Below are 11,854 nucleotides of genomic sequence, written 5' to 3' on the forward strand. Positions count from 1 at the left end.
AGTATATTCTCAATCAGGGTTAGTCGCTTACATCCCACAGGCTAAACACCTGTGGGTTTTACGCTCCGTTTTATAAATAATGATAGCTAAAAAAATATACTGTATTAGTGGACTTTTCGTACAAATTGTTGGCTAACCTAGATTTCCTAGCCATATTGAAGATAATTATATAAAAATCTCTCGCTGACATAGGCTTTAGTGATCCTATTTGCAAATATAATCCCTGATCACATAAATTCAGAAGTAATCTCTGCTTATAAATCACTATTGGTAAAACTTAGATCAAAGTGAAGAGAGAATAATTAATGATTATTAAGTTAAGTCAATTAATTATAACTGTAAAGTTAATTTTATCATTCGCGAAATGGTAAATTTTGAAAATTATCCAGGATGGAGCAGGAAATACATAAACTATCCTGGATGATTTCAAAGAATAAGAAAACAAGTTAGTTTTCAAATACATAATTGATTAAACAAATGCAGAGGAAAGACTGCAAAATCAAAGGAATGCCTAATCCGATATGCTGGGCAGGAACAATAATCAGCACTATCATGTTACCAAATACAATACATTACGATTGAAAAAAGTTATGATCTACCTTAAAAGTAATGTATTTAAATTTGAAACAACAAGTATCCGAATAAGGAACTACCCAAAACTACAAAAGCACTATTTATTTTCCTGTAGCCAAAAGTTATTGCAATGCTGGAAAAAGCAATTAACATCGTCCTCCAATCAGTAATGATTTCTTTACCCATTTCCAAGCACACCACCATCATTACAGCTACAGATGCTACATTTACAGCATCTAAAAAGGCAGACAATCCTTTAGAATTTCGAAGCTTTTTCATTAAGAGATTAAGCATTGCTACAAAAACAAATGATGGAAGAAAAATAGCTATTGTTGAAATAAAAGCACCTGAAAGTCCATTGATTTGAAATCCGATGAAAGTTACCGACGAAAAAACGGGACCAGGCGTGAACTGACCTACTGCAATAGCATCCATCAATTGTTGCCTTGTGAGTAAACCTTTTGTAACCAATTCTGTATCGATAAAGGCAAATAATACATATCCGCTTCCATAAAGTATGGAGCCAATTTTAAGGAATGTCCAAAATAGCTGTGCATTGGTCGCTGTCCAAAAAGTTGTCTGTATGATTTGAAGAAAAAAAGCAAACGGAACGATACTTTGTAAAGTATCATTTTGTCTGTTCTGAATAGTGTGCAATCCAAATGCTAACAAACCTGCACCAAGCATTAAATATATTTCATTAACTCCAATCACCGCAGCTAACAATACGGTAATACCGATAAGACCTAAATTTAAAGATTTTACGGATTGTTTTGCTAAAGGATAAATGGCAGCGAGAATGATAGCAATTATAGCAGGTTTGATACCATAAATAAAAGGCTGTAGCTCGGGCAACTGACCATATCGAATATACAAATACGCTAGAATACTTGTTAAAAAAACGGCGGGTAAAATAAAACACATACCGGCTGTTACTAAGCCTCTCCACCCACCTTTATCAAAGCCAATATGAATAGCCATTTCCGTGCTGTTAGGACCTGGAATAAGATTGGTAGCTCCCAGCAGATCCAAAAAATACTGTTCACTCATCCACTCCCGCTTGACCACTACTTCATCCCGCATCATAGCAATATGTGCTGCTGGACCACCAAATCCAATAAAACCTATTTTACTGAAAACTTTTGCTATTTCTTTTAGCTCTATTTTATTCTCCATTTGTTTTCAAAAGTTTTATCTGCCGACCATTTACCTCCACCTTTTATCAATAGAAAGATACTGCCCAAAAGCATCGTCCAATCGGTGCGGCTGCTGTGCATCATTTCCCAAAATCCTTTTTCTATTAAAATCTCTGATTTAGTTGTTGCAATAGCCACAAGCATAATAACAATAAGTGGGAGACTTGCAAGCCGTGTGAACAGCCCGATTAGAAGAAGAAATCCACAAATAACTTCCAATGTTCCAACGAAACTGCCCAAAAATTCAGGATAAGGCAAACCAATTTTTTCAAATCGTCCGGCTCCACGGGTGTCGGCAAATAAAAACTTCTGAATTCCTTCTGATAAAAATACCGCTCCTACCATCAATCGAATTAATATAGTGGTTTTTGATACGTCTGTCTTAGTTATTTTTTGAAACTTCATGATTAGTTTTATGAATTTTGGATTGCACTTTTTTATATAGATAGGCTAAAATAAATGCAATTGGCATACTTAAAATAACAGAGAGGCCAGTTTCAACCATCCTATATCAAATGCACAGAATTGATTTTTTCTATAGTTTATTCTCATCCCCTTTTATTTATTGGCCCTGAGCCATTCCTTGTTTTTTTACAATCACAAAAAAATGGAAGTATAAACAAATATCAAACATCTCATAACCTTCGCCTTACACTAAACAAATTTCGTGTAATACGAACTATCAGACATTGTATATTTGAAAATAGAAAGGTGTATTTTAAGTATTACGGAAGGTTTGAGGTGTAAGACCAGTGTAACGTTTGAAATACTTTACAAAATGGGAAGTGTCCTTAAAATTCAATTTAAACGCAATTTCAGAAACACTACTTATGGTATACATCAATTGTCTTTTTGCCTCACTAATTATATGCTCAGCTATTACCTCAGCCGCTGATTGGTCTAGTGCCTTACGACAAATAACATTAAGATTTTGGGGTGTCATATGAATTTTTTCTGCATAATAATTGACATTGTTTTGCAGGTCATTTGTCTGGTTGAGCAGTTCCAGAAATATAGTAATGGCACCATCTGATTTACGTGATTTAATTATCGAAGGTTTCCCCACAATCAAAATTTTAGCAAATAGTGCTTTTAATAATCCTTCAATAACAGTAAAATTTTTTTCTATAGTGAGCATTTGGAACAAGGTGTCTATACTTTCTGTTTCTTTCAGATGAATGCAGCTTAATCCACTCAGTTTAGATAAAAGACTTTTAAGTTCCCTGTCCAATGAATGGTCGACAAAACCCTTTTTTAAAAGCAATACATAACCATCCGGAGTATCTGTCATATCCCAATGATGCACCTGCTCTTTTCGGACAAAAAAAACCGTAGGTGGCATTATCGAAAATGAAGTATGATCGATGGTGTGCAAGCCGCTTCCTTCCCTTAAATAAATTATTTCTAAATAGCTGTTATGTTTGTGAGGCTCGGTCTTGCGAATTTCTTTACGGAATGGTGCAACTTTTAATAATGTTGACGCTTCAATTTTGTTTTTTATGGAGATAGAGTTTTTCAATTTATCTAAAATATGAAGTTTATCCCTATAAAATTAGCTATAATACTTTTTCTTTAACCATAAACTTGCCTTTACCAGCAATATTAATACCGGCACTTCTACCAATGGTCCAATCACACCTACAAATGCCTGCGGCGAATGAATACCGAAAACTGATATTGCAACAGCGATTGCCAATTCAAAATTGTTTCCTGTAGCAGTAAATGCGATAGAAGCGTTTTTATCGTAAGGTACTTTCAAAGATTTATTGATAAAGAAGCTTACAAAAAACATTAGCACGAAATAGATGATTAATGGTATGGCCACTTTCACTGCTTCCATTGGTAATTCTACTATTTTGTCGCCCTTCAAACTGAACATTAATACGATGGTAAACAGTAAAGCATACAATGTAATGGGTGATATTTTTGGCACAAATATTCTGTTATACCATTCTATACCTTTAGATTTTACCAATATATAACGACTTAAAAAGCCTGCCAGAAAAGGAATACCCAAGTATATCAATACGCTTTCTGTTACCGCACTTATCGACACGCTTACATTGAAATTGGCTAAGCCAAATTTTGCAGGTAGTATGTTGATGAATAACCAGACTAAAAAGCTGTAAGAAATTATCTGAAAGATGCTATTCAATGCCACTAACATAGCGGTATATTCCCGGTTGGCTTTGGCTAGGTCACTCCACACGATGACCATTGCTATACACCTGGCCAGGCCTATCAATATTAACCCTGTCATATAATCAGGTTCGTTCCGTAAAAACAGAACAGCTAATCCGAACATCAATACTGTACCGATAATCCAATTCAGCACTAACGATATGCCGATTACTTTTTTATCCTTAAACGCTTTGGGCAGAAGTGAGTAGTCCACTTTTGCTAATGGAGGATACATCATCAGTATTAAACCAATTGCTATTGGAATATTGGTTGTGCCTACGGATAAGCTACCAGTTAAAGTAGAGATATTGGGAAATAAAAAACCCAACCCCACCCCTAAAGCCATGGCAAGGAATATCCATAAGGTGAGGTAACGGTCAAGGAATTTTAGTTTTACTTGCATCTTCTAATTGTTTGTAGCGTTAGCGTTTTGTTCTGCTTTTAGTAAGCTCACAATTTCTAGTTTGTTTTCTATTTTTACCAACCGACCATTTTCGAATGGTTTTCTGTTTACCCATGTTGGATCTTTTAAAATTAGTCTATTGGTTTCTATCACTTTACCTGACATAGGCAGAAATAAATCACTAACGGTTTTAACAGCTTCAATAGAACCGAACATTTCTTCCTCTTAAAATAATATCAAATATTCGACATATCTGCATACACGATTTCACCTATTTTAATTTGGGCAAACTCTGTAATATCAATCGTTCCAATGTTATTTTCTATAGGCAGCCAGGTATGCTCTTTGGAAAAGTATAAATCCTCAGGAATGTTCATTTCCTTTTTTTATTGATTAGTAACCACGTCTTAAATTTTCTGCATATTCGTTGGGTAGCGGACTTTCTTCAACTGCTCTTGCTGCTTTTTCAATATCGTATTCAAATCGAATAAATTCAACTTTTACACTGTCTCTTTCCAACACAGAGCTATTCTCATTAATGGTAAGCATTACATAACAACCTCTTACATCACTGTCTTTTGGTTTGCCTACCGAACCAATATTGATGGCGTGTCTGAAATGATTTTGTCCATCAATTCCCGAATTCAATACTCTGTGATATGGTTTGTGTGTATGTCCAAAGCACAGAATGTCTGCATCTGCTTGTTCCATAATACGAAGCATACTTTTCTCCTCTCGGTCTTCAAATAAATATTCGTTTATTTTTCTCGGACTTCCGTGGACCAGTAGCAAATTCAATTTATCTTTATTTAGTTGAAACTCTACTTTAATATGTGCTGGAAGTGTTCGCAAATACGTTCTTTCTTCATCTTTCATTAAAGAATTTGTGAATGAAATAGAAATGTTTCCGTTATCTTTTTCGCTGTCCGTTTTGTATGCACAACCGCATTCAGTGCTCGTTCTTCCAATTCCAAAATCGTAATTTCCTGCAATTGTTGGGATTTTTCTTTTACGGATTTCGTTAACCACTTCATTTGGCCAAATATTATAGCCCACCAAATCACCCAAACAATAGATACTGTCGGGATTTCTTTTTTCAACATCTGCAAAAAAAGCTTCTAATGCAGGTAAATTAGCATGAATGTCGCTGAATAATACAATTTTCATTTTGATAAATTTTAAAATTAGCAACAACCTCCACCTGGCGTGCAAGTATTGGTTTGATTTACCTGCAATCCTATTAAATTTTTCTTTTGTTTTTCTGATGGAATACCACAAGCATCTTCTGCCAAACAAGCTGTGGTTTTGTTTTTCAAGACAAAAGTTTTTCCATTAAATTCTAAATCATATTTTCCAATGGTGTCACTTTGATATTCCACTTCAATTTCTACATCTTCAATACCTAACTTTTCTTCCGAAAGCTTAATGATGTTTAAAAGTTTAGTGGGTTTTAATCGATGTTCAAAATCATTAGCATTCCATAATTGAAAATTGACAACTTTTTCGTTCCGAATTACACCACCGCAGTCAATAAAATTTTTAGTTATTTGCCCCACTTCCGTAACGTGAAAATGTTCGGGTACAAAAGTTCCATTTTCCAATTGAAATTCAACATTATCCAATGTCTGAAGGATTTCTTTAATTTCTGATAGTTTCATATTCTTTCTATTATTATTAATGATATATTGCAATGTAGCGATATATTAAAGTAAAAAATGCATTAGCAGCATTTTTCAATAGCTATATCAGCGACAAAGAAAGTATCGAGTTCTTTTTTAATTTGTTGCCAAACTGTCTCATTGATACAGTAACATACACTTGTTCCCTCTATATTTCCTTTAATGATGCCAATGTTCTTTAACTCTTTTAAATGTTGTGAAATGGTAGCCTGCGCCAATCCCAATTCTTCTACCAAATCATTACAAATACAGGCATTCTGTTTAATGATATACTGTAAAATGGCTATTCGCGCAGGATGTGCCAGTGCTTTCAAAGTAATGGCTAAATGATTCTGCTCTTCCGTAAATATTTCACTTTTTGTGACACCCATGTATTTTTTATTTATATCGCAATATTACGATAATACATTAAAAACAACAAATAATTTATAAAAAAATTGTTGTTAAGTTCGAAGAATAGCTATCAATCATATCTAGCCAGAGAAATCAGCTAAAAGATATGCTTTTATCGTTTGCTACCGAATTCGTATCCTATCCCAATAGAAGTAACTCTATTTAAATATTTCATTCCACTCTGGTTTGAAATATTAACCAACCCAGCCGAGCTAGAAAGTCTTGTTGTGAACCCTCCATTAAATCTATATCCAAAAATTAGACCTATCCCTGCATCGAATGGTTTAAGCTGATTGATTTCATTTCCCCACTCTAAATGTAGTGCATTTCTACCTGATGTCACTCTTGCATCAACCCCATATGCAAAATATGGACCTCCTCCAAAAAAGAACTCTCCAGATCTCGTGGGTGTCCATGAAATAAAGTTTATAGGAACCTCTAAATACATTAACTTATCTGTAAGTGATTCACCATCTATTTCAGACTTACCACCTTTGCCTTCTAGGGAAAGTCCTGGCTGAATAGAAAAACGCGGAGATACAGCAATATCATAGTATGCAGAAAGATGGTAAAGGGGAGCTATTTTGGTTGTTGAGGACTGATTATCCATGCGCAAGTACTCACTTGCAAGATTCAATCCTGCTTTGAATCCAAATCTATTCTGTGCGGATAATCCTGTTACAGTAGCGATCAATAAGAACGCTAATAGGTAGTTTTTTTTCATATTGGTTTGTTTGTGAAATCTCATATTTAGGCCTTAACCCAAGGCGAATATTAAAAATACGTAAATATAGTTAGATTAATAATTCATATTACTAAGTATAATTGGAACAAATATTTGTACGAATCTATATCTTATATAATATTAAGTGAAAATCCCGGATTAATTCTATCATGCAAACATAAACAATTCGTGATTTAAATTGAGCAGAATATTATTTTCTTTCCTCTTACGATAATCTTGACAATACGTAATCTTGGTTCTCGTTTGGCCCAATCGTAAGCCACATGCTCATAATCGTTCCTCAATACCCTGTAGCAACTATGACTTTCTTGTGGTGTTTTGTGATACTAAGTATTTATAAGAATCTTTTGCTCTAGAGCATTAGCCTTGAAATTCTCGGATACGATATCTACCCAATAAGGTATGACTAGCATTGATTCTATGCATCGTTACTCAGTATTTTATAACAATAATAGAGACAAAATATCATAAGCAGGGAGCTAAATCGAATGACTTAAATGAGTTAAATATTTAAAATTTTAAAGAGATTTACTATTTTATATCTAAATTGTAAAGGACCAAAAAGACAACAGATGAATACCTATCCTATACCTTTAAACGAAGATGATCGATTAGCGCATCTAAAAAGATTCAACTTACTAAACCTTAGTAAGGATTCTGATTTTGATGTTATTTCTAAAGGCGCGGCTAATTTTACCCATTGCCCTATCGCTTTAGTTAGCATAATGGAAAGAGATGTTCAACGCATACAAAGCTGTATCGGAATGGAGGTTGACTCTGTAGATCGAAAACAAACAATTTGTCAATATACGTTAATGAGCACGGATGCTCTTGTAATTGAAGATACACTCCTAGATGAGAGAACCGCCGACAATCCAATCGTTAATCAGGCCAAAATAAGATTTTATACAGGTGTTCCCATTATTGATGAAGATGGATTTGCCCTGGGCACGCTTTGCGTAATTGATTTTGTTCCTAAAAAAATAGATCAAAGTCAAATTGATTTCCTCTATGCGCTTGCCAAAAATGTGAGCCAGCTTTATACCTATAAAAAACTAAAAGTTGAGTCGGGATATTATACAGATATACTAAAGGTAACCCAAAATTTAATTGGAGTAATAGATAGTGATTTAAACATAAAAGAAGTTAATCAATCATTCAAACAGATCTTAAATCAAAATAATAAAGAAATAATAAGTAAACCTTTTTTAGACTTATTTACGGCAGATACAGATGATGAATTAAAAGCAGCATTTAAGGATACCTTAGCCGGTAAAGAAGTTTCACTTACAACCTACACACTTTTTAATAGCAATCGTCTTATAACCATTCAATGGCACATTAAGTACGAGGAGAAGTACAACGAATTTTTCGCTATTGGACGTGATATAAGCCATGAAAACCAAGAGCGTTTAAAATTATTAAACTCTGAGCGAAGATTTAGAAATTACTTCGAAAACTCCTTAGGCCTAATGAGCATGCATGATTTAGATGGAAATATCTTACGTGTTAACGAAAAAGGAAGAGAGCTTTTGGGGTACAAAGAAAGCGAGGTAGTAGGTCTTAAATTAATTGATTTAATACCGCCCGAAAACAAACCACTATATGATCAGTACATGACAGAACTGATTGAGCATGGGCAAATGCGGGGGATGATGACCCTGTTGAAGAAGTCTGGAGAAAAAGTATTTTTCTTATACCATAACGTCTTAGAGAAGGATTTGGATGGAAATCCTTATGTCAGCAGCATCGCACTAGATATTAGCGATAGAAGAAAACTTGAACTAGATCTTTTACATACGCAGCAAATTCTTGAACAAACAAATGCAGTAGCTCAAGTTGGTGGCTGGGAGGTTAGCATGAATGATGGTAGAGTATACTTATCTCCACAAGCGAAACAAATAATGGAAATGCAAGAAGTTGAAAATCTAGATCTCGAAACAGCTTTTGCAAATTTTCATACGAGTTCCTCAATACTACTTCAAGAAGCTTTTTACACTGCAGTTAACCAAGGAATACCCTATGATTTAGAGATAGAAATGCAACCTATCAGTCAAAACAGACAATGGGTGCGTGTAAAGGGTATACCAGAATTCTCCGAGGGGGTGTGCAAACGGATATTTGGGATTATACAGAATATACATAGTAGCAAAACCATGCATTTGGAGGTTGAACGAAAAGAATCTATGTTGCGCACTTTTATCGACTACGTCCCAGCAGCAGTAGCTATGTTTGACCAGAATCTAAACTACCTCTATGTAAGCAATCAGTGGTTAGATGAATTTAATTTTGTAAAGGAACATGTTGAACACAGGAATATTGGTGACCTTTCTACCGATATCCCCGATTACCGAATAGAAATATATAACAATGCTTTAAAAGGCATTTCTTATAAAAACACTCATGAGGTAATGTATATTGGTAAGGAGAAAGTAGAAAAACATTTTAACTGGGAGGTTAGACCGTGGTATATTTCCGAACAGAAAATTGGAGGTATAATTATTTTTGTACAAAATATTTCAGAAGAAGTAAAGAAAAACGAAGAATTATTAACAGCTCAAAAATCTGCTGAGGCAGCAAATAAAGCAAAATCTGAATTCTTGGCAAATATGAGTCACGAGATACGTACCCCTCTAAATGGTGTAATCGGCTTCTCCGACCTACTTCTTCAAACACCACTTAATGAACTTCAACAGCAGTACCTTAAATATATTAATGAATCAGGAAATAGTCTGCTTAGTATTATTAACGATATATTAGATTTTTCAAAAATAGAATCTGGTAAACTTGAATTATATATAGGCAAATACAATCTATATGATTTATGTAGTCAAGTTGTAGATGTGATATTGTTTCAGGCGCAAAGTAAAGGTTTAGAATTGTTACTTAATGTGCCTGAAGAGTTAGATTTAAATATTTGGGTCGATGATTCGCGACTAAAGCAAGTTTTAATAAACTTAATGGGCAATGCCGTAAAGTTCACTGAAGAAGGCGAGGTTGAACTTAAAGTCCAACAAATAAGCCAAATGAGTTCAACAACAAAACTTCGTTTTTCTGTAAGAGATACTGGTATCGGAATTGCAAAAGAGAAGCAGGACAAAATATTTCAAGCATTTACCCAAGAAGACAGTTCAATTAGCAAAAGGTATGGAGGGACAGGACTAGGTCTTACTATTTCCAACAACTTACTAAAATATATGCACAGTAATTTGCAGCTTTTAAGTGAGCCAGAAAATGGAACTACTTTCTTTTTCGATTTGGAAGTTGAGTATGAAAAAACAATTACTAACCCTAATAATAAAATAGAAATACCTATTAAGCGTGCTTTGATTGTAGATGATAATACTAACAATCGAATTATAATGGATCATATGCTTAAGTATAAGAATATTGATACAACCTTAGCAAAAAATGGAGTAGAAGCTTTGCAGTTATTAGCCCAAGGAGAAGAATTTAACCTTATTCTTGTGGACTATCATATGCCAGTTCTCTCTGGTGTAGAAACTATTGCCAAGATGAAAGAAATAATGGCTAGTAAAAATATGGAAATACCGTTAATAATTTTGCATACTTCCTACGAGAAGCAAGAATTGTTAGCACATTTAAGTGACGATAATGAAATTGTTAGTTTAATGAAGCCTATCAAAACAGATAAATTATACTTGGCAATTAACCAATCAATACACAAACACCAACAAGATAAAAAAGATAAAGATCTAATTAAAAATAGTATTGCTACAGAAAATTTACTAGACAAAAACGAATCTATAGCTGCTATATTAGTAGCCGATGACAATGCAGTAAACATGCAACTAAATCTCCGCATGCTAGCTGGTTTGTTACCGAAATCCGAAATAATTTCTGTTAATGATGGAGAAAAAGCATATCAGGCGTGTACAGAAAAACAATTCGATATTATTTTAATGGACGTTCAAATGCCAGTTATGGATGGTATAGAAGCAACCAAAAAAATAAGACAATTAGATAATTACAAAAACACACCCATTATTGCCATTACTGCAGGAAATACTTTGAGCGAAAAACAAAACTGCATTCAAGCCGGCATGACACAGTTTCTTGCTAAACCAATACGTATTGCTGATTTAAAAAGTGTAATTATGGAAGTTCTTGCTAACATTTCTGGTGATACGACTGCTCAGCATACTACTTTAGACTTTGATTTTGATAGATCAATTTTAGAAAGTAATTATAGTGACGATGACGAGTTTAAAAGATATTTTCTTGACCTTGTAATTCAAGAATTAAACAACACAATAATAATATTAAAGCAAGCTATAGAATACAAAGATATATCTTCGCTTAAATCGATTCTTCATAAACTAAAAGGCACAGCGTCTCACGTAGGATTAATCAAATTAAATCAAGTTACGAAAGATTTAGAAGACAAAGTTATAAATCACGAGCCTTTTCGTTGGAACGAAATATTAAACATTGTAAAAGATATAGAGAACGGTCTGATGTATATAAAAGAGTTGAAAGATGATGACACACAGAGCACAGCAAATAATTAACATAAACTGAAAATAATAGTGTGCTTAATTTTTTATGGACATACACATTATTTCTTTAAAGGTCTTACAGAAAAGGTTGTGAACTACCCATTTGCTAAAGACAAATGGGCTTCGGGCTTCACAGACTTGTGCTTTGTTGCCAAAGTCTTATT

Annotated in this window: 11 protein-coding genes; 1 reads left to right on the forward strand and 10 read right to left on the reverse strand. The window is 34.0% G+C overall.

Annotated features, from left to right (window positions below):
- Positions 1 to 615: 615 nt before the first annotated feature.
- The 10 genes from chrA to GOQ16_RS16815 form a co-directional block, all read right to left on the reverse strand.
- Entirely contained in the window at positions 616 to 1,749 is a 1,134-nt protein-coding gene (chrA, locus tag GOQ16_RS16775; protein WP_160070350.1) for a chromate efflux transporter, read from the reverse strand.
- Positions 1,734 to 2,174: a DoxX family protein gene (locus GOQ16_RS16780; protein ID WP_160070351.1), complete on the reverse strand. Its 441-nt coding sequence runs from the start codon at positions 2,172 to 2,174 to the stop codon at positions 1,734 to 1,736. The genes chrA and GOQ16_RS16780 overlap by 16 nt, the downstream gene beginning before the upstream one ends.
- 313 nt (positions 2,175 to 2,487) lie before the next feature.
- A complete protein-coding gene (locus tag GOQ16_RS16785; protein WP_160070352.1) occupies positions 2,488 to 3,288 on the reverse strand; it encodes a helix-turn-helix domain-containing protein in 801 nt (266 codons plus the stop codon).
- A 33-nt stretch (positions 3,289 to 3,321) separates the two neighbouring features.
- Positions 3,322 to 4,353, reverse strand: a complete 1,032-nt coding sequence (arsB, locus tag GOQ16_RS16790) for an ACR3 family arsenite efflux transporter (RefSeq protein WP_160070353.1) — start codon at positions 4,351 to 4,353, stop codon at positions 3,322 to 3,324.
- Positions 4,354 to 4,356: 3 nt separating this feature from the next.
- On the reverse strand, positions 4,357 to 4,569 hold the full coding sequence (locus GOQ16_RS18065) for a glycine cleavage system protein H (RefSeq protein ID WP_262886278.1): 213 nt from the start codon (positions 4,567 to 4,569) through the stop codon (positions 4,357 to 4,359).
- Between the two features lie 20 nt (positions 4,570 to 4,589).
- Positions 4,590 to 4,730: a biotin/lipoyl attachment domain-containing protein gene (locus tag GOQ16_RS18070; RefSeq protein WP_262886279.1), complete on the reverse strand. Its 141-nt coding sequence runs from the start codon at positions 4,728 to 4,730 to the stop codon at positions 4,590 to 4,592.
- A 16-nt stretch (positions 4,731 to 4,746) separates the two neighbouring features.
- Positions 4,747 to 5,520, reverse strand: coding sequence for a metallophosphoesterase family protein (locus GOQ16_RS16800; protein ID WP_160070354.1), 774 nt, complete (start codon positions 5,518 to 5,520; stop codon positions 4,747 to 4,749).
- Positions 5,521 to 5,537: 17 nt separating this feature from the next.
- On the reverse strand, positions 5,538 to 6,011 hold the full coding sequence (locus GOQ16_RS16805) for a DUF6428 family protein (protein WP_160070355.1): 474 nt from the start codon (positions 6,009 to 6,011) through the stop codon (positions 5,538 to 5,540).
- A 62-nt stretch (positions 6,012 to 6,073) separates the two neighbouring features.
- Complete coding sequence (locus tag GOQ16_RS16810; protein ID WP_160070356.1) at positions 6,074 to 6,403, reverse strand: ArsR/SmtB family transcription factor; 330 nt, start codon at positions 6,401 to 6,403, stop codon at positions 6,074 to 6,076.
- A gap of 134 nt (positions 6,404 to 6,537) precedes the next feature.
- A complete protein-coding gene (locus GOQ16_RS16815) occupies positions 6,538 to 7,149 on the reverse strand; it encodes an outer membrane beta-barrel protein (protein WP_160070357.1) in 612 nt (203 codons plus the stop codon).
- Positions 7,150 to 7,742: 593 nt separating this feature from the next.
- Between GOQ16_RS16815 and GOQ16_RS16820 the strand changes: the two genes are divergently transcribed.
- The gene (locus tag GOQ16_RS16820) at positions 7,743 to 11,702 is read left to right on the forward strand and encodes a response regulator (RefSeq protein WP_160070358.1); all 3,960 of its coding nucleotides are present in this window, start codon (positions 7,743 to 7,745) and stop codon (positions 11,700 to 11,702) included.
- Positions 11,703 to 11,854 lie beyond the last annotated feature (152 nt).

This window comes from Sphingobacterium bovisgrunnientis, from assembly GCF_009829085.1.
Lineage (GTDB): Bacteria > Bacteroidota > Bacteroidia > Sphingobacteriales > Sphingobacteriaceae > Sphingobacterium > Sphingobacterium bovisgrunnientis.